23 protein-coding genes and 1 pseudogene are annotated in these 26,669 nt (G+C 60.7%); 17 read left to right on the top strand and 7 right to left on the bottom strand.

Annotation, left to right across the window (positions count from 1 at the left end):
• Together C5748_RS06890 and C5748_RS06885 are read left to right on the top strand one after the other, a co-directional pair.
• Positions 1-1,002: a glycosyltransferase family 2 protein gene (locus C5748_RS06890; protein WP_105741196.1), complete on the top strand. Its 1,002-nt coding sequence runs from the start codon at positions 1-3 to the stop codon at positions 1,000-1,002.
• A complete protein-coding gene (locus C5748_RS06885; RefSeq protein ID WP_105741195.1) occupies positions 999-3,167 on the top strand; it encodes a beta-galactosidase in 2,169 nt (722 codons plus the stop codon). Before C5748_RS06890 ends, C5748_RS06885 begins: the two co-directional genes overlap by 4 nt.
• A gap of 7 nt (positions 3,168-3,174) precedes the next feature.
• Here the strand turns inward: C5748_RS06885 and C5748_RS06880 are convergent, their stop codons facing one another.
• Both C5748_RS06880 and C5748_RS06875 read right to left on the bottom strand, forming a co-directional pair.
• Entirely contained in the window at positions 3,175-4,269 is a 1,095-nt protein-coding gene (locus C5748_RS06880; RefSeq protein ID WP_146119488.1) for a GNAT family N-acetyltransferase, read from the bottom strand.
• A gap of 19 nt (positions 4,270-4,288) precedes the next feature.
• Complete coding sequence (locus C5748_RS06875; RefSeq protein WP_105741193.1) at positions 4,289-5,620, bottom strand: lipopolysaccharide biosynthesis protein; 1,332 nt, start codon at positions 5,618-5,620, stop codon at positions 4,289-4,291.
• A gap of 153 nt (positions 5,621-5,773) precedes the next feature.
• Between C5748_RS06875 and C5748_RS06870 the strand changes: the two genes are divergently transcribed.
• The 5 genes from C5748_RS06870 to C5748_RS06850 are packed head-to-tail and all read left to right on the top strand — an operon-like array spanning position 5,774 to position 10,746.
• Positions 5,774-7,261 carry a GumC family protein gene (locus tag C5748_RS06870; RefSeq protein WP_105741192.1) on the top strand — a complete coding sequence of 496 codons (1,488 nt, stop codon included), beginning with the start codon at positions 5,774-5,776 and terminating at the stop codon, positions 7,259-7,261.
• Positions 7,262-7,267: 6 nt separating this feature from the next.
• The gene (locus C5748_RS06865; protein WP_105741191.1) at positions 7,268-7,582 is read left to right on the top strand and encodes a hypothetical protein; all 315 of its coding nucleotides are present in this window, start codon (positions 7,268-7,270) and stop codon (positions 7,580-7,582) included.
• Positions 7,575-8,345, top strand: coding sequence for a polysaccharide deacetylase family protein (locus tag C5748_RS06860; protein ID WP_105741190.1), 771 nt, complete (start codon positions 7,575-7,577; stop codon positions 8,343-8,345). The genes C5748_RS06865 and C5748_RS06860 overlap by 8 nt, the downstream gene beginning before the upstream one ends.
• Entirely contained in the window at positions 8,342-9,598 is a 1,257-nt protein-coding gene (locus C5748_RS06855) for a glycosyltransferase family 4 protein (protein ID WP_199194728.1), read from the top strand. The genes C5748_RS06860 and C5748_RS06855 overlap by 4 nt, the downstream gene beginning before the upstream one ends.
• Entirely contained in the window at positions 9,595-10,746 is a 1,152-nt protein-coding gene (locus C5748_RS06850) for a glycosyltransferase family 4 protein (protein WP_105741189.1), read from the top strand. The genes C5748_RS06855 and C5748_RS06850 overlap by 4 nt, the downstream gene beginning before the upstream one ends.
• On the opposite strand, the gene C5748_RS06845 is transcribed toward C5748_RS06850, so the two are convergent.
• A complete protein-coding gene (locus C5748_RS06845; RefSeq protein ID WP_245428847.1) occupies positions 10,733-11,521 on the bottom strand; it encodes a phosphate/phosphite/phosphonate ABC transporter substrate-binding protein in 789 nt (262 codons plus the stop codon). The genes C5748_RS06850 and C5748_RS06845 overlap by 14 nt on opposite strands.
• Positions 11,518-12,570, bottom strand: a complete 1,053-nt coding sequence (locus C5748_RS06840) for a fatty acid desaturase (protein WP_105741187.1) — start codon at positions 12,568-12,570, stop codon at positions 11,518-11,520. The genes C5748_RS06845 and C5748_RS06840 overlap by 4 nt, the downstream gene beginning before the upstream one ends.
• 133 nt (positions 12,571-12,703) lie before the next feature.
• Between C5748_RS06840 and C5748_RS06835 the strand changes: the two genes are divergently transcribed.
• The 9 genes and pseudogenes from C5748_RS06835 to C5748_RS06795 all read left to right on the top strand — a co-directional run bounded on the left by C5748_RS06835 (position 12,704) and on the right by C5748_RS06795 (position 23,251).
• A complete protein-coding gene (locus C5748_RS06835; RefSeq protein WP_105741186.1) occupies positions 12,704-13,540 on the top strand; it encodes a helix-turn-helix domain-containing protein in 837 nt (278 codons plus the stop codon).
• Positions 13,541-13,721: 181 nt separating this feature from the next.
• A complete protein-coding gene (gene osmF / locus C5748_RS06830; protein ID WP_105741185.1) occupies positions 13,722-14,645 on the top strand; it encodes a glycine betaine ABC transporter substrate-binding protein OsmF in 924 nt (307 codons plus the stop codon).
• Positions 14,646-14,696: 51 nt separating this feature from the next.
• Positions 14,697-15,878 (top strand): ABC transporter permease, encoded by a 1,182-nt coding sequence (locus tag C5748_RS06825; protein ID WP_105741184.1) that lies wholly within the window; start codon positions 14,697-14,699, stop codon positions 15,876-15,878.
• Positions 15,875-16,810 carry an ABC transporter ATP-binding protein gene (locus tag C5748_RS06820; protein WP_105741183.1) on the top strand — a complete coding sequence of 312 codons (936 nt, stop codon included), beginning with the start codon at positions 15,875-15,877 and terminating at the stop codon, positions 16,808-16,810. The genes C5748_RS06825 and C5748_RS06820 overlap by 4 nt, the downstream gene beginning before the upstream one ends.
• Entirely contained in the window at positions 16,807-17,565 is a 759-nt protein-coding gene (locus C5748_RS06815; RefSeq protein ID WP_105741182.1) for an ABC transporter permease, read from the top strand. The genes C5748_RS06820 and C5748_RS06815 overlap by 4 nt, the downstream gene beginning before the upstream one ends.
• Before the next feature lie 225 nt (positions 17,566-17,790).
• On the top strand, positions 17,791-18,777 hold the full coding sequence (locus C5748_RS06810) for a Gfo/Idh/MocA family protein (RefSeq protein WP_105741181.1): 987 nt from the start codon (positions 17,791-17,793) through the stop codon (positions 18,775-18,777).
• A gap of 210 nt (positions 18,778-18,987) precedes the next feature.
• Positions 18,988-20,898 carry a molecular chaperone DnaK gene (dnaK, locus tag C5748_RS06805; RefSeq protein WP_105741180.1) on the top strand — a complete coding sequence of 637 codons (1,911 nt, stop codon included), beginning with the start codon at positions 18,988-18,990 and terminating at the stop codon, positions 20,896-20,898.
• A gap of 152 nt (positions 20,899-21,050) precedes the next feature.
• Positions 21,051-22,148 carry an acyltransferase family protein gene (locus C5748_RS06800; RefSeq protein ID WP_105741179.1) on the top strand — a complete coding sequence of 366 codons (1,098 nt, stop codon included), beginning with the start codon at positions 21,051-21,053 and terminating at the stop codon, positions 22,146-22,148.
• A gap of 88 nt (positions 22,149-22,236) precedes the next feature.
• A pseudogene (locus C5748_RS06795) lies at positions 22,237-23,251 on the top strand (zinc-binding alcohol dehydrogenase family protein).
• Positions 23,252-23,330: 79 nt separating this feature from the next.
• On the opposite strand, the gene C5748_RS06790 reads toward C5748_RS06795, so the two are convergent.
• The 3 genes from C5748_RS06790 to C5748_RS28155 form a co-directional block, all read right to left on the bottom strand.
• Positions 23,331-24,758 carry an alanine/glycine:cation symporter family protein gene (locus C5748_RS06790; protein WP_105741178.1) on the bottom strand — a complete coding sequence of 476 codons (1,428 nt, stop codon included), beginning with the start codon at positions 24,756-24,758 and terminating at the stop codon, positions 23,331-23,333.
• 448 nt (positions 24,759-25,206) lie between these two features.
• The gene (locus C5748_RS06780; RefSeq protein WP_105741380.1) at positions 25,207-25,866 is read right to left on the bottom strand and encodes a glutathione S-transferase family protein; all 660 of its coding nucleotides are present in this window, start codon (positions 25,864-25,866) and stop codon (positions 25,207-25,209) included.
• Between the two features lie 10 nt (positions 25,867-25,876).
• Positions 25,877-26,032 (bottom strand): dihydrofolate reductase family protein, encoded by a 156-nt coding sequence (locus C5748_RS28155; RefSeq protein WP_158259820.1) that lies wholly within the window; start codon positions 26,030-26,032, stop codon positions 25,877-25,879.
• A gap of 100 nt (positions 26,033-26,132) precedes the next feature.
• Between C5748_RS28155 and C5748_RS06775 the strand changes: the two genes are divergently transcribed.
• Complete coding sequence (locus tag C5748_RS06775) at positions 26,133-26,630, top strand: winged helix-turn-helix transcriptional regulator (protein ID WP_105741177.1); 498 nt, start codon at positions 26,133-26,135, stop codon at positions 26,628-26,630.
• The last annotated feature ends 39 nt before the right edge of the window (positions 26,631-26,669 follow it).

Here is a 26,669-nt window from a genome sequence, read left to right as displayed (position 1 = left end):
ATGGCTGTTTCTGTCATCATGAAAACCCTCAATGAGGAAAAGCGGATCGCTGCGGCGATCGAGAGCGCGCTTGTCGCATTGCCGGGCGGCGACTTGGAAATCATCGTCGCCGACAGCGGATCCTCGGATCGCACGGTCGAGATCGCCGGCAAATATCCCGTCACCGTCGTGCAGATAGAAGCGCCGGCCAAACCGAGTTGCGGCATCGGCCCGCAATTGGGCTTTCAGTACAGCCACCATGATCTGATCTGTCTCATGGATGGCGACATGTTGCTCGACAAGGATTTTCTTGGGGCTGCCGTCGCTTTTCTGGAGGCCGATCCGCGCGCGGCGGGCGTCACCGGCCATGTGGTGGAGATGAATGTCGACAATCTGGAATTTACCCGCCGGGTACGCCGCGCCTCGCCCGAAAACAGGACCGGCCCCGTCGACCGGATGAATGGCGGCGGGCTCTATCGGCGCAGCGCCATCGAGCAGGCCGGCTATTTCTCCGACCGCAACCTGCATGGCTATGAGGAATTCGATCTCGGCGTCCGGCTGCGGGCACGGGGTTGGAGTCTTCACCGGCTGGACCGGCCGTTCGTCTCTCATTTCGGCCATTCCATCAATGCATACAAATTACTGGTGAAACGCTGGCAGTCGAAATATTTGCGCGGCGTCGGCGAATTGCTGCGTGCCGCGCGCGGTAAGCCCTACTGGAACAATCTCCTGAAGGAATTGCCGGAATTGCGGCTGTGGGCCGGTGTCTATGCCTGGTGGCTGATCATGCTGGCGCTGCTGGTCTTCCTGCCCGACAAGAGATGGGCGGTCGCCATCGATCTCGCGCTCATCGTTCTCGTCATTTCGGCCATGAGCTTGAAACAGCGAAGCCTGCCGCTCGGCTTTTATGCCGTCGTCGCTTGGTGCTTCCATGCCGCCGCCCTGCCGCTCGGCTTCTTCCATCCCCGGCACGCGCCGGATGCCTGGATCGAAAGCCGCGTCATTTCGCAACCGCGCCGATGAGGTTGCTTCTCACGCTTCTGAGCCTTTTGACAACCGCGGCACCCGCCGTCGCGGATGATGTCTGGTCGCCGGTGCGCGAGGTTTCGCTGGAACTTGGCCCGGGAAGCCCGCTCGATTTCTCCGGCTTCCTCGCCAATCCGCCGATAGAGGATGCGAGCCGCATCGTCATAAACGGCGATGGGCGTCTGGCGCGCGCGAATGCCTTGGAAAAACCCGTCCGTTTCCTCTGCGCCTCGCTCGGCTGGAGCCCGGCATCGGGCGGCTTTCCCGATCATGACGGGGCGGATCGATATGCCAGGCAATTGCGCATGCATGGCTATAATATCGCCCGGTTTCATTTCGTCGATGCCGCCCTGATGTTCGGGCGGAGCCGGGACTTCGATTTCGACACTGAAGTGATGGACCGTTTCCACTATCTGATGGCCGCGCTGAAGCGCAACGGCATCTACTGGATCATGGACGGGCTCACGTCCTCGCGTGGCGCCTATGGCGGTTATGAGGACCGCTGGGAGTTCAACAGCGACCTGAAACTGACGGTGCAGATCGAGGAAGACGCATTCCAGCACTGGCTGCGCTTCCAGGAAAAGGTGCTCGCCACGGTCAATCCCTATACCGGCATCGCGCCGATCAGGGATCCGGCGCTCGCCCTGATCATTCCATTCAATGAAAACAGCATAGAATTCGACAGCATCCTCCATGAGCGGGACGGCACTCCGCATTATTCGGACAAGCTGCGGCCCGCCTTCAACGATTGGCTGAAAAAGCGTTATGGATCGACGGATAAGCTTGCCGATGCCTGGGGCTGGGTTCAGCGGGGCGAGCGAATCGAAGACGGAACGGTAGGCCTGCCTGCCAACCGCTACGAGAAGAGCCCGAGGATGCGCGATCTCCAGGCTTTCTTCGTCGATGTCGAAACCCGCTCCGCCGAGCGCATGACGCAGGCGCTTCGCAAGCTCGGCTATACCGGCATCGTCAGCCCCTACAACAATTGGCCAAGTATCCAGACAAGCCTCTCGCGCGCCGGCCAGCAGGCGGTGGCGATGAACACCTATCAGGATTGGGTCGGTTCCTACGAGCCGGGAAGTTCGATCCAGCAAAAGAGCTCGATCGCCGATGGTGCGGCCTATATGCGCGTCATCGCCGCCGCCCGTTGGCTGGGCCGCCCGTTCTTCGTCACGGAATATGACCATCTCTTCTGGAGCCGCTACCGCTATGAGGCCGGGATCGTCATGCCCGCCTATGGCGCCCTGCAGAACTGGGATGTCTTGTGCCGCCATGCGCATGGACCGATCATTCTGGCCTATGGCGAGGATTTCGCACATAAACGGCAGATGCTGCCCTATGCGATCGCGCTCGATCCGGTGGCCCGCGCCGGCGAAACATTGGCCGCCCTTTTGTTCCGGCGCGGCGATGTCAGGGGTTCGCCCGTTTCCATTCCCTTCCTGATCAAGGGCGAGGAGGATTTGACGCAAAGCGTCGAGGCGCGTGAGCGGGATGATCTCACCAGCCTCGCGCTTTTGAGCGCCATCGGACTCAGCCGCCCCGATGATAACCACCTTGCCGGCAAGCAGGATCTCACCATCCCTTCGCCGCGCAGGAACGCATCCGCCGACGCCATCATAGCGGCACTGCGCGATCGCGATATTCTGGATTATGACAACGAAACCGATGTGGCGGATGGCGTCTATGTCAGCGACACCGATGAGATCCGTCTCGATCGTGACAAATTGCGGATCAGCGTGACGACCGGGCAGACGGAGGCGATCGCCTTCGCCGATCTTCCTGGAAGCATCAGGCTGAAGAGCCTGACTGCCGCGGGCGCCAGCGGAAGCGGGATGTTTGCCGTCTCGTCGCTCGATGGTCTGCCGGTTGCTGCAAGCCGCCGCCTTCTGGTGATCTTCGCCACCGATGCCCGTAACAGCGGCATGCGGTTTGCCGATGCGGAAGAACGCGTCATCGCCGATTTCGGCCATCTGCCTGTTCTGATCAAGGTCGGAAGCATCGCGTTCACGCTTCCGGGCAAGGGAAATTGGCGCCTGTCGCCCGTCGGCCTCGACGGTCGCGTCCATCCGCCGGTCGCCTCCGGGCAGGGTGATATTTCCACGCGTCTTTCCAACGATGCGCCGGATGGCCCCACCACCTATTTCCTCATAGAGCGGGATTGACCCGGATTTACTGAAAGTCGGACATGAGCCGGCTCCAGGATTCGCCTGCAAGACCGCCTATATAGATGTCGTTGCGCTCGATGGCTTCGCGGATTTCAGCCCGGGGTGTCGAAACGCAGACATGCGCCTTGTGCCGGTAGACCATGGCGCGATGCCGCGAAAGCGCATTGAGCAGCCTTGGCTGTACGCGTCCTTCGGCGGCTATATATCCGGCCTTGTCCAGATGATGCAGCATCCGGCCGATGACCGCCCGTTCCATGCCCCTGGCGGGAAGCACATTCAATACGTGCGCGACCGATCCTGGCCGGCCGAAATAGATGAAGCAGCCGCAAAGCTTGTCACTGCGATCGAACACCGCCCGGATCTGCGGCGCACCCCATTTGTCGTTCAGAGCGGCGACGCGCATGATCCATTCAAGCTCCGGCCTCGACCAGACGGGATGCACGGAGTAATCGGTCAGAAATGTCGGAGCATGGCTGAGGAATGCATCCTGCGTCATGGCCTCGTCATGCACGCCGGGAGGCGCTTCGACGCAAAGCGTGCTGACCATCCTTCTGGCGATGCCGTCCAGCGGGCTCGCCAGCGGACCGGCGGGCAGGCGGCCCAGAAGCGGAATGCGCTGGCTGGAACGATGTGCGAGAAGCGCGGCGGGCCGGAACGTCCGACGCCATTCGAGCCCCTGCATCGGCAACTCCACGCCGCCGACGGCTTTGAAATGGTCCGCGCTGACGGGAGAAGCGCTGTCGGTGAAACAGAAATCCTGTCGCCGAAAGGCGAGCGTCAGCTTGGCGGGGCCGCGCGGCGCGGCTGCCGGATCGACCATGAAGGTGCATAGGAGACGCGCCGTCACCGGCCGGCCGACGACCGAATATTGCATCGGGATCACCGAAATGACGCTGTCTATGCGGCCATCCGGCCCTTCATGCACGATGCTGCCGTTCTCGCGGCTGTAGGATGGGCTGGTGAAGAACAATTCCTTGAAATAGCGATTGAATTCCTCTGGGGATTCAATTGGTTTCTTCCGGAACACCTTGAAGAAAATCCGCCCGACCTGCGGAATATCGTCCATTTCCATTGGACGTATCCTGTCCCGTTCACTCATGCGCCCCTCCGGAATGCGTTTATTGCTTGAGATTATCTGTTGTGCCGGGCTTGGCATCCACCTTTGCATCCGCTGCCTTCCGGCTGCGGCGGACAAGGCGGGTGAGGACCATCCATGAGGCAATCACGATGCCTCCTTCGATCACATAGATGGAAACGAACGTGCCCTGCGGTGGAGCGAGCCATGTCGCATAGGCGATGAGAACGGCGCCCAGCGCGTTGCCGGTGTTGAGGATAGCGGCGCGGAATGCATGATGACCCGCCGCCCCGAGTACCTCGGTGGCGACTGACCAGATGGCGACGAGAATGACCACCCAGCAAAGGATGCGGGTGAAGGATACGAGGGAGACATATTCCTGGCCGAACAGGAGCGGCAGGAATGGCGCAAGCAGAAATATGGCCACTGCCGAGGCGACGCCGATGCCGAATCCGGCGATGAGAATCTTCTTGCTGCGGCCGATGGCGTTATGGATACCCCCGGCGCTTGCCACGGCGAGGCTGGGATAAACCAGCCTGTTGAGGGCGTCGATCGTCATATAGCTGCTGTCGGTGATGCGCCGCACCACGCCATAGCTGCCGACGATTTCCGGCGTTGCGACGATGCCGAGCACCAGCATGTCGGCATTCTGCCGGATGGCGCGGAAGATGAAGGGCGTGGCGAAGAGGATGCCGAGGCGGATCTCCTCGCGGACGATGCGGTATTGCGGAGGTCCGAGTTTGCGCAACGACCACGCATAGGCCAACGCCACCAGCAAATGGGCTGCGAATTGCCACACCGCCCATTGCGCCACCGTGGAAACCCCGAAAACCAGGCAGGCGAGTGCCGCCGCCGCAGTTCTGGCAAAGGCAAAGCCGACAACCGATTTGTTGGCGTTCGAAAATTGCGAATGAGCGATGAATATCTGCTCCGTCAGCGAAATCGTGCGCACCAGCACGATATTGGTGATCAGCATCAGGAGGATGATCACCCTGTTCGCTGATGGATCGGGTGACAATTCGATCCAGTGGGGCAGGATGAGTATGCCCGCAACGACCAGGATCACGCCGCTTGCCGCGATCAGGATCAGGTTGTGTCCCAGCATCGTGGGATAGATGGCGTGGTCGCGTGCGACGCGGCGCACCAGGCATTCGTTTGCGCCGAGACCGCACAGATGGACAGCAATGCTGGCGATCGCGATGAAGGAAACATAGACGCCGAACTGGTCAGCGCCCAGGAAGCGGGCGAGTATGGCGAAAGTGACGAGCTGGGCCGCATTCGCCGTGACGAGGCTGCCGCTTGAGGCTGCATATGACAGCACCATAGGCAGAAACCGTCTGAGCCGCTCGGCGCCGTCAGTCAAAAAATGCGCCATTGATGATGCGACCCGCCTAAAGAGCTTGCTTATGTCGTTGCACTCTGTAATTCCGACATAGCATTTTGTTAACCAAATTTTTCAACATATCGCTTAGTTCTCGATACAGGAAAACCGTTACGCTTTGATTGATGATGACAAGGCATGAGCCCTATGTACACCTTACGTGACCTTGCAGCCAAGGCGCAGACGGGCACCGCAACAAAGGCGGAGGCCGGTGATAGCCATGTGCGGACGATCAGCGATCCGAAGCCAAAACCTGTCCATCCCATCGCCTTTCCGCAGGTCGATCTTGCCAGCATCCTTTCCTGGCTGTTCACCCGTTGGCACTGGCTTCTTGCGGCAATGCTGATCGGCGCCCTGATCGGGATAGGCTATGGCATCACCGCCAAGCCGCGTTACACCGTCTATACCGATATTCTCGTGCCGCCTTCCAATCTTCAGGTCGTGCCGAACGATATCTATCCGCGCAACGAGCAAAGCGAAAGCCAGCTCCTCGATGTCGGGAGCAAGCTCCTGGTCCTGACCTCGGGCAGTGTGTTGCGCCGGGTGGTGAAGGAACTCGATCTCGAGAACGATTCGGAATTCACCGGCAAGGATGGCGGCTTCAGTCTCCGGTCGCTTTTCGGCGCAAAGCCAAAATCGGGCGATATGACCCTGGCGGCGATGCGCAGCCTGTCCGAACGTATCGCGGCGCAGCGCCAGGAGCGCACCTTTATCATCACCGTATCGGTCTGGACCAGCGATCCCGAGAAATCCGTCCGGGTGGCCGACGCACTTGCCAAGGCATTCGAGCAGGAAGTCGTACAGTCGGAAGCCAATGATGCGGGGCGGGCGGCGGAAGCGCTGGGCGGCCGCTTGGCCCAACTCAAGAAGTTGGCAACCGAGGCGGAGCAGAAGGTCGCGGCTTTCAAGCAGGCCCATGGCCTGCAGACCAGCGGGGGTGAACTGATCAGCGCCCAGTCGATGGGGCAGATCAACGTCAGGCTGATCGATGCAAGGGCGCGCTTGGCCGAAGCCCAGTCCCGTTACACGGAGCTGACTGCGGCAAGCTCGAGCGCGATAAGCCCGTCAAGCACCCTGCAATCGCCGACACTGACCGGCTTGCGCACGCAATATGCGACCGTCAAGCAAAGGGTCGACGCCATGTCCATGACCTATGGCCCCCGCTATCCCGGGCTGGTCAGCGCGCAATCGCAGCTTGAAGGATTGGAGCGCGGCATCGCTCAGGAAACCGCACGGATGTTGCGGGCGGCCCAGGTCGACCTCGATCAGGCCACTGCGGTGGTCGATGCCCTTAACAGGCAGTCTGCGAGTGCGCGGGCATCCGTCTCCATCGATAATGACGCACAGGTTCAGTTGAGTGATCTCGAACGCGACATGGCAGCCAAGGTCGCCATTTACCAGACCTTTCTGACGCGCGCCGGAGAGACGGCCGAGCGCCAGCAGCTCGATACCACCAATATAAGGGTGATATCCACCGCAGTCCCGCCGCTGAGCAAGAGCTGGCCTCCGCGGACGATACTTTTGATCGCTGGCGGCGCATTCGTCGGATTGGCCATTGGCATTTGCCTCGTCCTGGCGATAGGTTTGCTCGGCGCTTTCCGGGAGGATCAGCGGATGGCGCGGGAGCGGGGGTGATCTATCATGCGGATGGTCGGGCAAAACGGACAGGCGGAAGAGGCCACCATGGGGGTTCCGGGTCCCATTCTGGTTGTGGCCCGGTTATTGTTCCTGCCGCTGGCTTATGTCGCCAAAGCGGACAAATCCGCAAACAATCCCACCTTGACCCGGCTTTATGGGATTTATACGGCATGCGTCGAAAGCCTGTTCTTTCAAAGCGGCAGCCCCATGTGGTTCGCCATGCTCTTTGCCGGCTTCGGTCTTCGATTGCAGGCGCGCGCACATGTTGTGGTGAGTGCAATTGCTTCCAAACCCCGCACGGCGGTAGCCTATGCCTGAGATATTCAAGAAACTCGATGCTTGGGCGGGCGGCATCCCCGACAGGCTGCTGCGGCGCATGCCTGGCCCGCGCATTTCCATAACGACTTCCCGGCCCCTGGTATCCTTCACATTCGATGATGTTCCGGATACCGCGCTGACCAATGGCGCGCGCATTCTCGAAGAGCATGGGGTGCGTGGCACCTTCTATATCTCGGGGTCGCTTGCCGGAAGCGAAGAACCCGACCGCACGCTGATAACTGAGGAAGGCTGCCGCGAGCTTGTCGCCCGAGGGCATGAAATCGGCTGCCACACCTTTTCCCATATGAAGGTGCGCCATATGAGCGTCGAGGCCATAGATGCCGATCTCGAGCGCAACGAGCATTATCTCGCCCAGATCGAGAAAACCGCTTCGAAACGCAATTTCGCCTATCCCTACAACGCCGGTTCCTTCTCAGCGCGACGGATATTCGAGAACCGGTTCTCCACCTGTCGGATGGGCGGAGAGCAGATCAATCGCGGTTCCGTCAATCCGGTCTTCCTGCATGGCGTCGAGATCAGGCAGCCGGAAACCCATGCGCAGGGGCTGACGGGCCGGATCGATGAGCTCGTCGCGGAGCCTGGATGGCTGATCTTCTTCACCCATGATATAGCGCCGACGCCGACGCCCTATGGCTGTACGCCGGAAACCTTCGAGATGCTGGTTGCCTATGCGCTTCTCCGCGGTTGCACTGTTCTGCCCGTCAGGGACGCCCTCGCCCAACTGGATATCAGGAGACCGTGACCCTGAAGCAATCCGCAAGAGACACGCATCCGCGCCTCCTGGCCATCAACAATTATTTCTATCGGCGCGGCGGGGCGGAATCGATCTTCTTCGAACACATGCAGCTTTTCCAGGAGATCGGTTGGGACGTGGTGCCCTTCGCGATGCAGCACCCGGAGAATCGCGCTTCCCCGTGGTCCGAATATTTTGTTTCGGAAATCGAATATGGCCGCAAAAGCAGCCCGCTGACCAAAATCGTCCAGGCCGGAAAAATCATCTATTCGTTCGAGGCGCAGCGCAAAATCGAGGCTTTGATCGAGCGCGCCCCTCCCGACATCGCCCATGCGCATAATGTCTATCATCATATCTCGCCATCGATTTTCCCGACGCTGAAGAAAGCAGGCATCCCCACGGTGATGACGGTGCATGATCTGAAGCTCGCCTGTCCGGCCTACAAGATGCTGGTCGATGGCCATATCTGCGAGGAGTGCCGCGGCGGCAGGATCTACAATGTCGTCCGGCATCGCTGTATCAAACAGTCGACGGCATTGAGCGGTCTTGTCCTGCTTGAGACCATGGTCCACCGCGGCCTCGGGCTCTACCGGCACAAGGTGGACAAGTTCGTCGTGCCGAGCCGCTTCTACCGCGAAAAGCTGATCGAATGGGGATGGCCGCCGGAACAACTCGTCTACATCTCGAATTTCGTCGACACGCAAGGCTTCTCGACCGATTGGGAGGAAAGCGACTATTTCGTCTATGCTGGCAGGCTTGCTCCCGAAAAAGGGATCGCCACGCTCATCCGCGCCGCCGCATTGTCAAAACAGCGGCTGGTCATCGCCGGCACCGGTCCTGAAGAAAAGGCTCTGCGGGCGCTGGCCGAAGAACTCGGCGCGGATGTCGCGTTTGCCGGTCATGTCTCTGGCGAAAGGCTCGCCCGCCTCATCGGCGAGGCGAAGGCGCTGGTGTTGCCGTCGGAGTGGTACGAGAACGCGCCGGTCAGCATATTGGAGGCCTATGCACTTGGCAGGCCGGTTATCGGCGCCGATATTGGCGGCATTCCGGAAATGATCATAAAAGGGGAAACGGGAATGACGGCGGTTTCAGGGGATGCGGAGGATCTCGCGCGGGTCATCAGCATCATGGCGGATTTGCCGCCTGCGGCGAGAGCCCGCATGGGGTCGAACGGACGTGACTGGATTGCCCGCGAATTCTCGTCGGATGCATACCGCGACCGCATGGTCGATCTTTATGCCGCGCTCGGAGCGTCGCAATGATCAAACGCCCAGCGCAGGAAAGACGGCCCAAGGTGATGATGCTGGGGCTGCGCGGAATTCCCGATGTGCAGGGCGGCGTCGAAAAGCATGTCGAGGAACTCAGCCGCCATTTTGTCGAAATGGGCTGGGATGTGGAGGTTCTCGGCCGCAAGCCCTATCTGCCGAATTCCGCTCCCTACACCTGGAAAGGCATCACGGTGCTGCCGCTCCGGGCGCCCCGTTCGATGAAATTCGAAGCCATCGTCCACACCGCGCTGGGCGTTCTCGTCGCGGCGTGGCGGCGTCCCGATATCCTGCATATCCACGCCATCGGGCCGGCGCTGCTCACGCCGCTCGCAAGGCTCATGGGGCTTAAGGTCGTCGTCACCCATCACGGTTTCGATTATCACCGGCAGAAATGGGACCGCTTCGCCAGGACGATATTGAAGCTTGGAGAAGGGGCGGGAATGCGCTTTGCCAACAGGCGCATCGCGGTTTCCAACGATATCGCCCGAACCATGGAAAAACGCTATGGCGTTGCGATGCAGTTCGTGCCCAACGGGGTCACGGTCCGTCGCGGCGTTTCGGACACCGGTGTCCTGGAGACATTCGGCCTTGAGCCGCGTCGTTACATCATTCTGGTCGCGCGCATCGTGCCGGAAAAGCGCCAGCATGATCTGATCGCCGCCTTTGCCAGGCTGAACGATCCGTCGCTCAAGCTGGTTCTCGTCGGCTCCGCCGAATACACCGATTCATATGCCGGCGAGGTCATGGAACTGGCCGGGAAAACGCCCGGGGTCGTTCTGGCCGGCATGCAGACCGGCGACGATCTGGCCTGCCTTTTCGAGAATGCCGGGCTCTTCGTGCTGCCGTCGAGCCATGAAGGCATGCCGATCGCGCTGCTCGAGGCGATGGCCTATGGTCTGCCGGTGCTTGCGAGCGACATCACCGCCAATCTCGAGATCGGCCTGCCCGCCGAGGATTATTTCCCGCTCGGCAATATCGATGAGCTGACCACCGCGCTGCGCCGCAAGCTGGCCGAGCCCTTCTCCGAAAAGGAGGCATCGGCGCGGAGTAGCCAGGTTGAAAAGGATTATGGCTGGCTCAATATCTCGGATCGAACGCTTCAGGTATATCAGGAGATCAAAAGCCGCCCTAAGCCGCAGTGATGACCTGCCCGAGTAACAATGTTCGTGAGCAGATCAGCGGCAACCCCTTCCGCCGGGCCGTCCAGCCGACGATGTGGAGCTCTTTCGCCGCCGGTTCCAGTCTGCATGCAAGCGCCCAGGATTTGCAGTCGATCGCGGCGATGTCGGCAATGCCTTCGGCGACCGTGCGGATCGAGGCGCGGTGCCCGCCTGTTTTCACCATTTCCGCGAAAATGGCGGGACTTTCGCCAACCGCTTCCAGATCGCGTTTCAGCGCCAGGTAGCCCGAAAGTGAATCCTGCTCGTTGAAAGCAAAGCGCCTTTCGCGAAAAACCGCGGCTGGAAGGCGGGCGTCGCCGTCCGGTGGAGGCGGCACCGGCTGCCCTTCGCCCCCGGAAGCGCCCTTGTGCGCTATGATCACGCTCGAATAGAAATCGCCGCTGCCGCCGGCGATGCCGTCATAATCGGTCTGCCCGATCACGCTCACATGGGAGCCGAGCCCCAGTCCCATTGGTCCCCAGCAGGCCTCGGCGACCAGCAGGTCGGGATGGCGCCACAGGACCGAAAGATCGAATTCATCAGGCGGAAGGCTCGCCGGATCGGCGGCGATGATATGGCCCTGCCCGTCACGGATGCCGCCGGGAACGGCCGGCATCGCGCCATTGCACCGTGTGAGCTGCTCCGGCGCGTCGATGTCCTGCCGGCGCAGATGGTCGCGCATCCCCGCCCAGCGCGCATCCGTTTCATCGCGCAGTTCGGGCCAGTCATACATCGGAAGCGCTGCAATATGTGTCACTCGTATTTCGGTTCCCCAGGGATCGGCGCGGTTGCGCCGCCATGGATATTGATACGGAAGCGCCGCGGACGGAAGGCCTGATCGGGAATAGCCTCCGGCAGGGCTGTCGGTTGGCCGCGTCGCAGCACCGGATGAACGACGGGCTCCTTGACGCTGAGTGCGAAGGCGCGCAGCACCTCGAAATAATTGGGGAACACGTAGCCCTCGTTCATCCGCTGCCATTCCTCCCGCTTCGCGCGGTAAAGCGCCGGCAACTCGTACCAGGCGGCCCTCGGCTGTTTGTGATGCACGAAGTGCAGATTATTATTGAGGAAAAGCGGCGCCAGCACCGATTTTTCGACAATGATGGTCCGGCCGTCCGGCCGTTCCGACCATTGATGTTCGCAATAGGAGCGGAACGCGATAAGCGAGAGGCCGAGATAGGCCGAGGTCACGGCATAGAGCCAGGGCGGAATGCCGAGCGCCAGGGAGAGGATCAGGAGGACGGGTAAGAGGCCGGCGAGATGCCGCAGCCAGGCCGAACGGACTTGTCTGTCGTCTGCCCGGATATTTTTCCATTCCGAGGCGAGAAATCCGGTGATCATCAGTGCCGGGCCGATGCTGATGCGCCCCAGGAGCGTGTTGTTCCAGCGTAGTATGGTTTTCAGGAAGAAAGGCAATTTCTGCCAGTCGGCGAGCGCCCGGTAATAGCTTTCCGGGTCGTCATAAGGATCGGTCAGCCGCTCGTCGGCATGATGCTGCAGATGCGTCTGCTTATAGCGCCGGTAGGGAATGAACAGGCCGAGAGGCAGAAAGACCAGCGCCTCGTTGACGCCGGCGCTGCGCGTTGGGTGGCCATGCAGCGCCTCGTGCTGCAGCGAGGAATGGAGAGCCACCGCGATCCCCATCAGGACAAGGGCGAGGACTGGCATGAAGGGGAAGAGGAACGCACCCGCCCAGAACCAGAAGGCGTAACAGGCGGCGATCAGCGCCAGCGTCGGCCATTCGATTCGAAATGATTTTTCGCGGCGCAGCCTTGTGCCGCGCTTACGAGCAGATTTTCCGTTCATGTATGTGCCCCGATTTGCTGGATCGAGAATCGCACTGGGGACGGAGTCGAACAATGAGAGTATGATGACAGAATGTTGATTCTGATAACCGATCAGGGCATATGTTTATAATCATCGACAATATGGGATCAAGATGGACAAAAGGGATCTGGCGGAACTGTTCCGCAAGCGTCTGGTCGAACTCGTTGCCCGATCGGGCGAAAGCCAGTCGGCATTCGCCGCGGCGATAGGTATCGACCGGTCGGCGCTGTCGCAGCTTCTTTCCGGCAGTTCTCCCCGTCTGCCGCGCGTCGAAACGCTGCTGAATATCGCCGAGCGCCATTCCGTATCGCTCGACTGGCTGCTCGGTCTTTCACAGGACAAGGGCCTGATGGGCGAGTTGCGGCCCATACTCGAAATCGAGGAAGGAAGCGAAGGCTATGACGTCACGCTTTTGATGAAATGGCATGCCGAGGCTGCGGGATCGAAAATCCGTTATGTCCCCTACCGCATTCCCGATCTGCTGCGCACGCCGCAGGTCATCACTTACGAAGCGGCGGCGACGCATCAAAGCGCGGTGACGCAGGCAAGTGAAACGGCATTCCGGTTGGATTACAACCGCCAGCCCGGCACTGACATGGAGGTCTGCATGCCGAGGCAGACGCTCGAAGCTCTGGCTGAAGGAAGTGGTGTGTGGAGCGGGCTCGCCCGCGTTGCGAGAGCCGAGCAGCTCCTGCATATGGCGGATCTCGTCAACGAACTTTATCCGTCGCTGCGCCTGTTCATATTCGACGGGCGCGAGCGTTTTTCCGTGCCCTATACGGTATTCGGTTCGCAGCGCGCCGCGATCTTCGTCGGCGGCATGTATCTCGTGCTCAACAATGCCGAATCGATCCGCATCATGCAGCGGCATTTCGACGAGCTGATCCGCTGTACCCGTATTCACGCCCATGAGGCGGCTGCCTTCGTGCGCAATCTCAAGGCGTCCTGAGCCAATTTGAGTCAGCTTATGTCAGTTGGATGCGATTATCGGTACTTTCTTTTTGCCCGTATAAATGCTTCCTTTTCTCCAGCCGCTCCACTTGTGGAACATGGTGCTCCGACCGGTTCGGATATCCATGATATGAAGATGCATCAGGCATTGAACGGGGAATACGAAGGGGAATACGCAAATGTCCTACAGGAATATCTTTCTCAGTGCCGCTCTGGGTGCAGCCTTGGCCCTCGGATTTTCCGTCGGCTCCGCCGGTGCGCAGGTCGTCGTCTCCTCGAAGATTGATACGGAAGGCAGTGTGCTCGGCAATATCATCCTGGCCGTGCTGAACGCCAACAATATTCCCACTACCAACCGCATCCAGCTCGGCGCGACGCCTGTCCTGCGCCAGGCGATCATCGCCGGTGAGATCGATATCTATCCCGAATATACCGGCAATGCCGCGTTTTTCTTCGAAAAGGCCGACGACCCCGTCTGGAAGGATGCCGCAAAGGCCTATGAGGAAGCCAAGAAGCTCGATTACGACGCCAACAAGATCGTCTGGTTGACGCCGTCGCCTGCCAACAACACCTGGGCGATCGCGATGCGCAAGGATGTCGCCGAGCCGAACAAGCTCGTCACGCTCAGCGATTTCGGTAAATATGTTTCGGATGGCGGCGAGGTCGTGCTTGCCGCGTCCTCGGAATTCGTCAATTCGGCCGCGGCGCTGCCCGCCTTCCAGACGGCTTATGGTTTCACGCTGAAGCCCGATCAGCTGATCACGCTTTCCGGCGGCGATACCGCCGCCACCATTGCTGCCGCCGCCAACAAGACCAACAATGCCAATGCCGCCATGGTCTACGGCACCGATGGCGGCATTGCGCCGTCCGGTCTCGTCGTGCTCGAGGACGACAAGGGCGTTCAGCCGGTCTATCAGCCGGCGCCGATCATCCGCGAGGCGGTGCTGAAGGAGCACCCGGAAATCGAAACCCTGTTGAAGCCGGTTTTCGAAAAGCTCGATCTGGTCACATTGCAGGACCTCAATGGCAGGGTGCAGGTCGGCGGCGAGCCGGCGAAGGCCGTGGCGGAGGATTTCCTCACGAAGAACGGCTTTCTGAAATAGGCGTCGCGGCCGGGGGCCGCGTGGTGCCGTGATGGTAGGAGGGGGCATCCGATGAGCGGAAACCGCATCCGCCTCGATAAACTCGGCGTCGTCATCGCCGCGATTGCGGTGTGCGGCGTCTTCCTCGCGCCCTTTGCCACGTTTCGCGCCAACCGGATCGTTCCAGGCGAGGCGCGAACGATTTTCGAAGCCTTGCCGTCTTGGGCCGCTGTGACGCTGCTGCTCGTTCTCGCCGTCGCCGCCATCATCGCGCTCCTGCGGGTTGCGCTGCCGTGGCGGCTTGCTGCGAGCCTTGCGGCGCTTGCGGCGCTGATGCTCCTTGTCGGCCTTGCCGCGAATCATCTGACGCCACCTGAAAACACCTATGCCCGCGTCTCGCCCGCCTCGGGCTTCTGGCTTCTGAATTTCGCATTCGCACTCCTGGCGGCGGATAGCTTCACACGGCTTCGCCTGACACCCGTTGCGCGCATCGCCGTTCTGGCGCTTGCCGCGCTTGCCGTCGCGGCCATCCTCTATTCAGGCAGTTGGAACGGTCTTTCGATCCTCAAGGAATATGCCAACCGGGCCGACAGCTTCTGGGCCGAGGCCACCAAACATGTGACGCTGGCGCTCGGCTCGCTTGCCGCCGCCGTCGTCGCCGGCATACCGCTCGGCATCCTTTGCCATCGCGTGCCGGCGTTGCGCGACGCCGTGCTCAATGTCCTCAATATCATCCAGACGATCCCGTCCATCGCTCTTTTCGGCATTCTGATCGCGCCGCTCGGCTGGATCGCGGTCCATGTGCCGGGCGCAGCCGAAATCGGCATTCGCGGCATCGGCGCCGCGCCGGCCTTTGTCGCGCTTTTCCTTTATTCGCTTCTGCCTGTTGTGGCGAACACGGTGGTCGGGCTCGCCGGTGTGCCGCCGGCGGCCAATGATGCGGCGCGCGGCGTCGGCATGACGGCCCGCCAGCGGCTTTTCTCCATCGAGTTTCCGCTCGCCTTTCCCGTCATCCTGACCGGGATCAGAATCGTGCTGGTGCAGAATATCGGCCTTGCCACGATCGCCGCGCTGATCGGCGGCGGCGGCTTTGGCGTCTTCGTCTTCCAGGGTATCGGCCAGACGGCGATGGATCTGGTGCTGCTCGGCGCGGTGCCGACCGTGGTGCTCGCCTTCGCCGCCGCCATCATTCTTGATGCTGCCACCGAAATGACCGCATTCAACGGGGCCCGAAACGAGGCAGTGACCGCATGATCGAGATCGAAAACATCACCAAGCGTTATGGCGACGCGGAGGTCGTCAGTGACGTGTCGTTTGTGGTCGAGCCGCGCACCGTCACCGTGATCGTCGGCACGTCGGGTTCCGGCAAGACGACGCTCCTGCGGATGATCAACCGTCTGGTCGAGCCGACATCGGGGACGATAAAGCTCGATGGCCGCGACAACCGGGCGATGCCGGCCTATGAGCTGCGCCGTCATATCGGCTATGCCATCCAGGGGCACGGACTTTTTCCCCATCGCACGGTGGCGCAGAACATCGCCACCGTGCCGGTCCTGCTCGGCTGGGAGAAAAGCCGCATCGATGCGCGGGTTGAAGAGCTTCTGTCGCTGTTCCAGCTCGATCCCGCCATTTTTGGCCCGCGCTACCCACACGAACTCTCGGGCGGCCAGCAGCAGCGCGTTGGTGTCGCCCGCGCCCTTGCGGCGGAGCCGAATGTCCTCCTGATGGACGAGCCGTTCGGCGCGCTCGACCCGGTGATCAGGGCCAAGGCGCAGGACGACCTGCTCGCCATCCAGAAACGGTTCGGCACCACGATCATCCTCGTCACGCACGATATGGAGGAAGCCATCCATCTGGGCAACCGGATCGCCGTCATGGACGAGGGCAGGTTGATCCAGTACGCGACACCGGCCGAGATCCTGGCCAAACCGGCCACCGCCTTTGTCGAGACGCTGATCGGCGCCGGCGACAGGCCGTTCCGCTTCCTGTCGCTGAACGAAGTCGGCGAAGCGGTGGAGCCGGGGACGGCGGAGGGCGAAGCCTTGCCGGTCACCGTGACGCAGCGCGATGCGCTTGCCGAACTGCTCTGGTCGGGGCGCACGGCGCTCCCCGTGGAAGCCGACGGAAAGCGCATCGGGCGCGTCACCGTCGAAGGTTTGATCAAGCGAGCGGCGAGGCCGGCATGAAGCTTTCGCTGCCGGTCTTTCTGCGGCTTTTCGTGCTCGCTTTGCTGATATGTTTCCTTGTCAGGCCGGATTGGTTCGAGCCGGTCTTCAAACCGCTGACGCAGAACAACGCGCCGGTGATCTACAATCACGGCAGTCTCCTGACGCTGACGCTTCAGCATTTGCGCATCGTGTTCATCGCCACATCAGCGGCCGCGGCGGTGGCATTGGCGCTGGCGATCCTCGTCACCAGACCCATCGGCGCGGAATTCCTCCCGCTGTCGCGCAGCCTCGTCAATATCGGCCAGACCTTTCCGCCGGTCGCGGTGCTGGCGCTGGCGGTGCCCGCCATCGGCTTCGGTGAAAAGCCGACACTGATCGCGCTTTTTCTCTACGGCCTGCTGCCGATTTTCGAAAATGCGCTGACCGGGCTCACCAATTTGCCCGTTGCCGTCGTCGAGGCGGCCAGAGGGGTCGGCATGAACGAGCGTCAGAGGCTCGTCAAGGTCGAGCTGCCGCTGGCTCTGCCGGTCATTCTGGCGGGCATCCGGCTCTCCGTAGTGATCAGCCTGGCAACTGCCACCATCGGTTCGACCGTCGCGGCAAAGACGCTGGGCGAGGTTATCATCGCGGGCCTCATCTCCAACAATCTCGCCTTCGTCCTGCAGGGAGGGCTGATCGTCGGCATCCTCGCCGTGCTCATCTATGACGGGCTCTCGGCGGTCGAGCGCATGCTGGCGCGCCGCATGGGACTTTCGGTGGCGCGGGCGGCCTGATCGAAACCGCCGAAGCAGCCGACAGACGATACGGTGAGCTCATTGCCGAGTTTGCGTGTTCTCATGTGGATGCTCATTGATTTCTATAAGTCCTGATCGGGTTTGCAGTCTTTCCTTTTACCTCGCCGGTAGGTAGGTTCCGACCTTCTTTGCTTTGCGCAAGTCCGGACGGAAAACGGTTTCCACTTTTCCTGGACTTGCTTTACGAAAAAAAGAGGAGTTGCCATGTTCCGCTGGGGTGTTCTTTCGACGGCGAAAATCGGTGTGACGCTGGTGATCCCGGCGCTTTGCGCGGCGGATAACGGCGTGGTGACGGCGATCGCCAGCCGCGATATCGCCAAGGCCCGCGCCGTGGCCGACCGTTTCGGCGCGCCGCATGCCTTCGGGTCCTATGAGGAACTGCTCGCCTCCGACACGGTCGACGGCGTCTACATTCCGCTGCCGACCTCTCAACATGTCGAATGGGCGATCAAAGCGGCGGAAGCCGGCAAGCATGTGCTGTGTGAAAAGCCGATTGCGCTCCATGCAAGCGAGATCGCATCGCTCATCCGCGCCCGCGACACCTATGGCGTGCTGATCGCCGAGGCCTTCATGGTCTATTATCACCCGCAGTGGATCAAGGTGCGCGAACTGATCGGCTCCGGCGCCATCGGGACGCTTCGCCATGTGCAGGGCGCTTTTACCTATTTCAACAAGGACCCTGGCAACATGCGCAACCAGGTGGCGCTCGGCGGGGGCGCACTTCCTGATATCGGCGTCTATCCGACGGTCGCGACCCGCATGAGCACGGGTAAGGAGCCGCTGCGCGTGCTTGCAAAGGTCGAGCGCGATCCGGATTTCGGCACGGACCGCTATGCCGATATCATGGCGGAATTCGACGGTTTCGACCTCTCCTTCCATGTCGCCACGCAGCTTGCGGCGCGCCAGTCGATGGTCTTCCATGGCGACAAGGGTTACATTGAGGTCCAGGCACCGTTCAACACCGGCAAATACGGTCATGCCAGGATAAATCTTCACGATGCCGGCCACAGTCAGGCGACGGAGTGGAATTTCCAGGATGTTAACCACTATCAGCTTCAGGCGCAAAGCTTTGCCCGGGCGGCTCAGGGCGAGGACGTTCCTGTGTTTACATTGGAAAACTCTATTGCGAATCAGCGGTTTATCGATGCAATCTATCGCGCCGGCGAGAGCGGCGGCTGGGAAGAGGTCTGAATGCAGGCGTTTTGGACCCCTTGGCCGTCGATGATTTTACTGCTGTTACATGTCTTGTGACTTGCAGTAAAAAACAGCCCTTCTTATATACGCCGCGATACGGTGCGCTGGTTCTCGGCAGGGAACCACGTGCCGTTTGAACCCGGTAGGGGCTGCTGAATGGAATGCTCGGCAGAGGTCCCGGCAGCCTGCTGAATGGAGAAATGTGAAATGGCAAAAGTAATCGGCATCGATCTAGGAACGACCAACTCCTGCGTCGCCGTCATGGACGGTAAGAACGCAAAGGTCATCGAGAATGCGGAAGGTGCACGAACCACGCCTTCCATTATTGCTTTTACGGATAGCGACGAGCGCCTCGCGGGCCAGCCGGCCAAGCGTCAGGCCGTCACCAATCCGGAAGGAACGCTTTTCGCGGTCAAGCGCCTGATCGGCCGCCGCTATGACGACCCGACGGTCAAGAAGGACAAGGCTCTTGTGCCTTACAAGATCGTCAAGGGCGACAATGGCGATGCCTGGGTCGAGGTGCACGGCCAGAAATATTCGCCCTCGCAGATTTCCGCGATGATCCTGCAGAAGATGAAGGAAACTGCGGAAGCCTATCTCGGAGAGAAGGTCGAGCAGGCCGTCATCACCGTGCCGGCCTATTTCAACGACGCCCAGCGCCAGGCAACCAAGGATGCGGGCAAGATCGCCGGCCTGGAGGTGCTGCGCATCATCAACGAGCCGACGGCTGCGGCCCTTGCCTATGGTCTCGACAAGAAGGAAGGCAAGACCATCGCCGTCTACGATCTCGGCGGCGGCACCTTCGATGTTTCGGTCCTCGAGATCGGCGATGGTGTGTTCGAGGTGAAGTCGACCAACGGTGATACCTTCCTCGGCGGCGAGGACTTCGACATGCGTCTGGTCGAATATCTGGCAGCCGAGTTCAAGAAGGAACAGGGCATCGACCTGAAGAACGACAAGCTCGCCCTGCAGCGCCTGAAGGAAGCTGCGGAAAAGGCCAAGATCGAGCTGTCGTCCGCTCAGCAGACCGAAATCAACCTGCCGTTCATCACGGCGGACGCTAGCGGTCCGAAGCACCTGACGATGAAGCTGTCGCGCGCCAAGTTCGAGAGCCTGGTCGATGATCTCATTCAGCGCACCATCGAGCCCTGCAAGGCCGCACTCAAGGATGCCGGCCTCAAGGCGGGCGAGATCGACGAAGTCATTCTCGTCGGCGGCATGACCCGCATGCCGAAGGTGCAGGAAGCCGTGAAGGCGTTCTTCGGCAGGGAGCCCCACAAGGGCGTCAATCCCGATGAAGTCGTCGCCATCGGTGCTGCGATCCAGGCCGGTGTGCTTCAGGGCGACGTCAAGGACGTTCTGCTGCTCGACGTGACGCCGCTGTCGCTCGGCATCGAAACGCTGGGTGGCGTGTTCACTCGCCTGATCGACCGTAACACGACGATCCCGACCAAGAAGTCGCAGACCTTCTCAACGGCGGAGGACAACCAGTCCGCCGTGACGATCCGCGTCTTCCAGGGCGAGCGTGAAATGGCGGCCGACAACAAGGTGCTCGGCCAGTTCGATCTCGTCGGCATTCCGCCCGCACCGCGTGGCGTGCCGCAGATCGAAGTGACCTTCGACATCGACGCCAATGGCATCGTCAATGTTTCGGCCAAGGACAAGGGCACCGGCAAGGAGCACCAGATCCGCATCCAGGCTTCTGGCGGTCTTTCCGATGCCGATATCGAGAATATGGTCAAGGACGCCGAGGCGAATGCCGAGGCCGACAAGGCGCGCCGCGCCACCGTCGAGGCCAGGAACCAGGGCGAAGCTCTGGTGCATTCGGCGGAGAAGTCGCTCAAGGACTATGGCGACAAGGTCTCGGCCGATGACAAGACGGCCATCGAGGACGCGATCGCTGCCTTGAAGACCTCGCTTGAAGGCGACGATGCCGAGGACATCACGGCAAAGACGCAGAGCCTTGCGGAAGTCTCGATGAAGCTCGGGCAGGCCATGTATGAGTCCGCTCAAGGCTCCGAAGACGGCGAGGAAGCCGCAGCCTCGGAACAGCCGAATGACGACGTTGTCGATGCCGACTACGAGGAGATCGACGACGACAAGAAGAAGTCCGCATAAAGCGCGGCTTCAGCAGTCACGAAAAGCCCGGCTTCAGCGCCGGGCTTTTTTGTATTCGCCATGGGATTGCGGCATTCTCCGCTTCCGCTTGTTAACCGAACGCGGATACCATCCGCCCCCGGTCGCATGAAGCAGCGAAGCGAGAGGAAGCGATGTATTTCCGGCTATTCGAGTTCTGGCGCTTATGCGCGGCGCTCCTCATCATGCTCTACCATTTTTCCTTTAATGGACCGGTCGGGACGGAGTGGATGATCGAATGGCTTCAGCGCCTGCGTCCGCTGCTTGACATGTTCTTCATCATTTCAGGTTTCCTGATCGTCGTGCACTATGGCGACAAGGTTACGGATTGGCGCAGCTACGTCACTTATATGGTCAGGCGCTTCGCCCGGCTTTATCCGCTGCATCTCATCACCTTTCTCATCTTTCTCGCCGTCGGCATCTTCTATCATTTAGGTATTCTGCGCCCGTTCGGCGGCGCAGAGCGCTATGATCTGGCGCAGATCATTCCCAATCTGCTGCTTATCCAGGCATGGGGCTTCTCGAACGAATTGACGTTCAATTTCGTTTCCTGGTCGCTGTCGGCGGAATGGTTTGCCTATCTCATGCTGCCGCTCATCCTTTTCGCCAACCGGATCGCCGGGGCAAAAGGACTTGTCGCGCTGCTGGTACTGTGGATCGCGCTTCTGGAAACGCTGCTGGCGCTGCACATCATGCCGGGCAAGCACTGGCTGGAGGCCGATACCTGGGGGGCCTATCGCGCCTTTGCCGATTTCATCACTGGCGCATTGATCGCCGTGCTCGCCTCCCGCAGCCGCCTGACATTGACGGCGCGTTGGCCCGCCTGGCTCGCCATTCTGGCATCCTGCACGCTGATGCAGCTTCAGGTCGATTATTATTACAGCGTCGCTGTCATGGCCGTTGCGGTGTTCCTCGCCGCGGTCGCCGAACGCAACGATCAAAAGACATTTGTTTATCCCAAGCCGTTGCGGCCCTTCGCCGCCGTGTCCTTCGGCATTTATCTCTGGCACCCGGTCGTCGAAGTCGTCATGTTCGGTTTTGTCTGGAAAAGGCTGCTTGCGCCGCTGGGAGCGACCGATTTCTACCTCTTCCTGCCTCTCCCGATGGCTATCACCATGGTTGTGGCGGTCCTGTCCTACCGCTGGTTCGAGAAGCCCGCCGGCGACTGGTTCCTCCGTCGCCTCGGTCTCAAGCGCCCGGCATCGACCGCGGCTGTTTCGCCGCTCATTTGAGGGGGGCGGGCGATCGGGTGGAATGTGAAGCACGCCAACGATGATTGACGGCAAAATATCTTCTGCCGATAATGAAGGAACACCGCCTATGAAAGCCATCGTCTGCCGCTCACCCGGCACCCTCCTCGTCGAGGAGCGCCCGGAACACGATACCGTGCCGCCGGGCATGGTGCTTGTCGACGTCAGTCATGTCGGCATCTGCGGCACCGATTATCATATATTCGAGGCAAGCACCCTTTCCTCGAATATCCGCGTGTGATGGGCCATGAAGTGTCGGGCCGCGTGGTGAAGGCGGGTGCGGGCGTCTCGCTTCCGGCGGGCGCACCCGTCATCATCAATCCCTATATTTCCTGCGGTCGTTGTGTCGCCTGCCGCCAGGGAAAGCCCAATTGCTGCACGTCGATCAGTGTGCTCGGCGTTCATGCCGATGGCGCCATGTGCGAGCGGATTCTCATGCCGGAGACCAACCTCTATGCGGCGGACGGCCTTTCCCTGCGCGATGCGGCGACGGTCGAATTCCTCGCATCGGCGCTCACGCGGTCCGCCGCTCGCTGGCCCGTCCGGGATCGCGAACGCTGGTCATCGGCGCCGGGCCGATCGGCATCGGAGCCGCCATCTTCGCCCGCATCGCCGGCCATGCGGTGTCATTGCTCGATGCCAGCCGCGAGAGACTGGATTTCGCGTCGGCCAGGCTCGGCTTTATCTCCACCATTGCGCTCGGTGCGGATACGGGCGAGGCCGTGGCGGGGGTAACCGATGGCGAAGGCTTCGATACGGTGTTCGACGCCACCGGAAATGCCGGCTCGATGGAAAGCGCCTTCGCCTATGTGGCGCATGGCGGCGTGCTTGTCCTGGTCGGTGTGGTGAAGGACACGATCAGCTTTTCCGATCCCGAATTCCACAAGCGCGAGATGATGCTGATCGCCAGCCGCAATGCGACGCGTCAGGATTTCGAGCATGTGACCGCTTCGATCCGTGCCGGTCTCGTTCCGCTCGATGTGCTGGTGACGCATGAAACCAGCATTGACGACGCACCGGAAAATATCGCTCGCTGGGCGCACGAGAAGAGCGGATTGATCAAGGCGGTCATCCGGATCGGCTGATCCTTTCCGTCCTGGCTTGCCTGAAATGATGAGAGCGGCTCCCCGAACGGGAGCCGCTCCAACCGATTGTCTTGCGGCTTTATTTCACGGAGGCAGCGGGAGCATCCCGTTCGCTCCAGATACCCATGTCGATCTTGCCGGCAAGCTCGGGATATTGGGCCACTTCGAAATGCGGCGTGCCGGTCTTGCGCTGCGCGATGAAGTCCGCGGTCAGTTTGGCGACCGTTCCTGAAAGAAGCACGATCGCCACCAGGTTTATCGTCGCCATCAGACCCATCACGGCGTCGGCCGTATTGAAGACGGTCGCAACCGACTGATAGGCGCCCCAGATGACCATGAGCAGAGCGCCGAGACGCAGGAGGGTCAATCCGGACCTGTTGTCGGCGCCCAGATAGGTCAGTGCATTTTCGGCATAGGCATAATTGCCGATGATCGACGTGAAGGCGAAGAAGAAGATCGCAATGGCAATGAAATAGCGGCCGAATTCGCCGATATGGACGACCAGAGCTTCCTGGGTCAGTGGCGTTCCCGTGAGTTCGGAGCCGGGTATCAGCTTGTGCGACAGGAGGATCATCACCGCTGTTGCCGTGCAGATCAGGATCGTGTCGATGAACACGCCGAGCGCCTGCACAAATCCCTGCGATGAGGGATGATGCGGGTTGGGCGTTGCAACTGCCGCGATATTGGGAGCCGAGCCCATGCCGGCTTCATTTGAGAACAGACCCCGCTTCACGCCGTTCAGCATCGCCGCGGCAATGCCGCCGCCCGCCGCTTCGAGCCCGAATGCGCTCTTGACGATCAAGCTTATCACGGCGGGGACTTCCGCGATGTTTGCGATCAGCACATAAATCGCCACCAGCAGGTAGGCGATCGCCATGAACGGCACCAGCAGTTCGGCGACACGCGCGATCTGCTTGATGCCGCCGAAGATCACGACTGCGGAGAGGAGGGCGATCGCGATACCGACATAAAGCTTGTTGAAGCCGAAGGCGCCTTGCATGGCGTCGGCGATCGAATTTGCCTGGACGGCATTGAACACCAGGCCGAAAACGAGGATCAGGCAGATCGAGAAAATGACTGCGGCCCGGGGCGCATTCAGGCCCCTGGCGATGTAGAAGGCCGGTCCTCCGCGATATTGGCCGTTTTCGTCGCGCACCTTGTAGAGCTGCGCCAGCGAGCTTTCGGAATAAGCGGTGGCCATGCCGACCAGCGCAACCATCCACATCCAGAAGATGGCGCCAGGACCGCCGAGATAAAGCGCCACGGCGACACCGGCGAGATTGCCCGTGCCGACGCGCGAGGCGAGGCTCGTGCACAGTGCCTGGAAAGGGGTGATGCCGCTCTTGTCTTCGGTAGGTGCCGCAAGGATCGAGCGGAAAAATTCCGGAAAATGCATGAACTGGATGAATTTCAGCCGCACGGTGAAAAAGATGCCGACCGCCAGAAGGCCATAGATCAGAACATAGCCCCAGAATATCTCGTTGAGAAAATTGATGATGCTATCCATGCGTGTCCCCTTTGGCCGCTTCTTGCGAAGAATGGCGACCGTCCCAGTCCCACAAGCAGCGCATCGGGCGCGCTGGAACAGTGCAATAAGCTAACTAGCCGCACTTGTGGGCAGGTGAGAAGGCCGAAAAGCTATTATGTCCACGCTTTTCTGCAATTCGCGATGGCGAGATAGAAATTGCACCAGGGCCAATCGAGATGAGGATGTCGAGACATGTGCCTGCTGGTGCTCCCAGCCGGCACAGGCCATTGCCGGCTGGATGCGAGTGACGATTTCCTGGTGATCGGCGCCTATCCGCCGGGGGCAGCATGCCGATATCTGCCGCGATCCGCCTTCAAGGCAGGATCTGGAGAGGATCGAGCACCTTCCGCTTCCGCAATCCGACCCGATCGAGGGAAAAGACGGCCCGCTTGTCGCCATCTGGCAACGCGCTGCCGGTTTGTGATGATCAGTCTCGGTCGGGAGCGCCGAGCGGGAAGAGCGGTCGATAGGGACGGGCCTCGTCCACCGCCCGTGCAAAGGACGGGCGCGCCAGGAGCCGCTGCCGATAAGCATGGACATGGGCAAATTCCTCGCCGATCGCATGGCTCCAATCGGCATAGAATAGCGCAGGTGCTGCGGCGCAATCGGCGAGACTGAAACTGTCGCCGGAAGCCCATTCGCGCCCTGCCATTCTGCCGTCGAGCCAGCGATAGGCCGCATCGAGCATGGCCCGCGCCTCTTCCACGCCATAGGCATCGCGGACCTCCGCTGGGCGGATCGCGTTGACGACGATCTTCCCCTGCGGGGTCATGACGTAATTGTCGAAGAAGCGATCCATCAGCCGTATGTCGAGCGCGGCGTCCGCATCACTGGGGATCAGCCGCACCGGCCCGGGATGATGAAGTCCGAGATATTCGATGATGATGCTCGCCTCCATGATGGTGCGATCTCCGTCGACCAGCACCGGAAAGCGTTTGAGCGGCCACAGAGCCATCCATTCGGCCACCGTGCTCTCGTCGTCGGGGCCGAGCATGCGGAATTCGAAGGGGGTGTCGTTCTCGTACAGAGCGATCAGTGCCTTCTGGCAATAGGAGGAGAAGGGATGGGCATAAAGATTAAGAGGCATCATGGTCTCCTCAGTTCGTACGGTTGCGCTGACCGGCCCGTTCGAGTGCATAACCCGACCAGTGCCGCTCCAGATCGTCCGACCAGGCCGGCGGCGCGAACTCTCCATCAGGCTTTTCGATATAGCCGTCTAGGCTCATGAACATCGATAAAACCAGCTTTGCCATCGTTTCCTCCTATATCTCCAAAACTGCTTTCATTTCGCAAGTGGTTGCGTTGTAACGCAGCTGACCCTATTTTGCAAGCAGTGATGTGGAGATTTTTAGAATGGGAAATGCGCACCGTTCGGGCTGCCCGATCAATTTGACGCTGGAAATACTGGGCGATCGCTGGAGCCTGATCATTATTCGCGACATCATGTTCGGCAATCGCCGCCATTATCGCGAACTGCTCAACCTCTCGGATGAGGGGATCGCGTCCAATATTCTCGCTGACCGCTTGAAGCGGCTGGTTGCGGAAGGACTGCTGACCAAGCGCGATGATCCCACCCACCGGCAGAAGGCGATCTACAGCCTTGCCGAACCCGCCATACAGCTTGTGCCGCTATTTGCGCAGATGGGTGCATGGGGACGTCGCCACACGCCCGTCACGGAGGAACTGTCGATCCGTGCCCAGCTTTTGGAGGAGGGCGGCCCGCCGATGTGGGAAGCCTTCATGGCGGAGCTGCGAACGCTCCACCTCGGCGCGCCCGTTTCCGGCCCGTCGGTCCTGGCCGAACTTCAGGCAGCCTACGAGGAGACGGTGGCGCGAAACAAAGCAAATTGAGCGCTCGCCGCCCAAATGCGCTTCGTGCGGCCCAAGGGC

The sequence above is a fragment of the Phyllobacterium phragmitis genome, assembly GCF_002980495.1.
Lineage (GTDB): Bacteria > Pseudomonadota > Alphaproteobacteria > Rhizobiales > Rhizobiaceae > Paramesorhizobium > Paramesorhizobium phragmitis.
Note: the sequence above shows the minus strand (reverse complement) of the source record. Positions and strands in the feature narration are given on the sequence as shown.

Bases quoted from the DNA above. Each gene is read 5' to 3' on its own strand.
- C5748_RS06890 (WP_105741196.1), top strand. From the start codon at position 1: ATGGCTGTTTCTGTCATCATGAAAACCCTCAATGAGGAAAAGCGGATC.
- C5748_RS06885 (WP_105741195.1), top strand. From the start codon at position 999: ATGAGGTTGCTTCTCACGCTTCTGAGCCTTTTGACAACCGCGGCACCC.
- C5748_RS06880 (WP_146119488.1), bottom strand. From the start codon at position 4,269: ATGAGTGAACGGGACAGGATACGTCCAATGGAAATGGACGATATTCCG.
- C5748_RS06875 (WP_105741193.1), bottom strand. From the start codon at position 5,620: ATGGCGCATTTTTTGACTGACGGCGCCGAGCGGCTCAGACGGTTTCTG.
- C5748_RS06870 (WP_105741192.1), top strand. From the start codon at position 5,774: ATGTACACCTTACGTGACCTTGCAGCCAAGGCGCAGACGGGCACCGCA.
- C5748_RS06865 (WP_105741191.1), top strand. From the start codon at position 7,268: ATGCGGATGGTCGGGCAAAACGGACAGGCGGAAGAGGCCACCATGGGG.
- C5748_RS06860 (WP_105741190.1), top strand. From the start codon at position 7,575: ATGCCTGAGATATTCAAGAAACTCGATGCTTGGGCGGGCGGCATCCCC.
- C5748_RS06850 (WP_105741189.1), top strand. From the start codon at position 9,595: ATGATCAAACGCCCAGCGCAGGAAAGACGGCCCAAGGTGATGATGCTG.
- C5748_RS06840 (WP_105741187.1), bottom strand. From the start codon at position 12,570: ATGAACGGAAAATCTGCTCGTAAGCGCGGCACAAGGCTGCGCCGCGAA.
- C5748_RS06835 (WP_105741186.1), top strand. From the start codon at position 12,704: ATGGACAAAAGGGATCTGGCGGAACTGTTCCGCAAGCGTCTGGTCGAA.
- osmF (WP_105741185.1), top strand. From the start codon at position 13,722: ATGTCCTACAGGAATATCTTTCTCAGTGCCGCTCTGGGTGCAGCCTTG.
- C5748_RS06825 (WP_105741184.1), top strand. From the start codon at position 14,697: ATGAGCGGAAACCGCATCCGCCTCGATAAACTCGGCGTCGTCATCGCC.
- C5748_RS06820 (WP_105741183.1), top strand. From the start codon at position 15,875: ATGATCGAGATCGAAAACATCACCAAGCGTTATGGCGACGCGGAGGTC.
- C5748_RS06815 (WP_105741182.1), top strand. From the start codon at position 16,807: ATGAAGCTTTCGCTGCCGGTCTTTCTGCGGCTTTTCGTGCTCGCTTTG.
- C5748_RS06810 (WP_105741181.1), top strand. From the start codon at position 17,791: ATGTTCCGCTGGGGTGTTCTTTCGACGGCGAAAATCGGTGTGACGCTG.
- dnaK (WP_105741180.1), top strand. From the start codon at position 18,988: ATGGCAAAAGTAATCGGCATCGATCTAGGAACGACCAACTCCTGCGTC.
- C5748_RS06800 (WP_105741179.1), top strand. From the start codon at position 21,051: ATGTATTTCCGGCTATTCGAGTTCTGGCGCTTATGCGCGGCGCTCCTC.
- C5748_RS06790 (WP_105741178.1), bottom strand. From the start codon at position 24,758: ATGGATAGCATCATCAATTTTCTCAACGAGATATTCTGGGGCTATGTT.
- C5748_RS06780 (WP_105741380.1), bottom strand. From the start codon at position 25,866: ATGCCTCTTAATCTTTATGCCCATCCCTTCTCCTCCTATTGCCAGAAG.
- C5748_RS28155 (WP_158259820.1), bottom strand. From the start codon at position 26,032: ATGGCAAAGCTGGTTTTATCGATGTTCATGAGCCTAGACGGCTATATC.
- C5748_RS06775 (WP_105741177.1), top strand. From the start codon at position 26,133: ATGGGAAATGCGCACCGTTCGGGCTGCCCGATCAATTTGACGCTGGAA.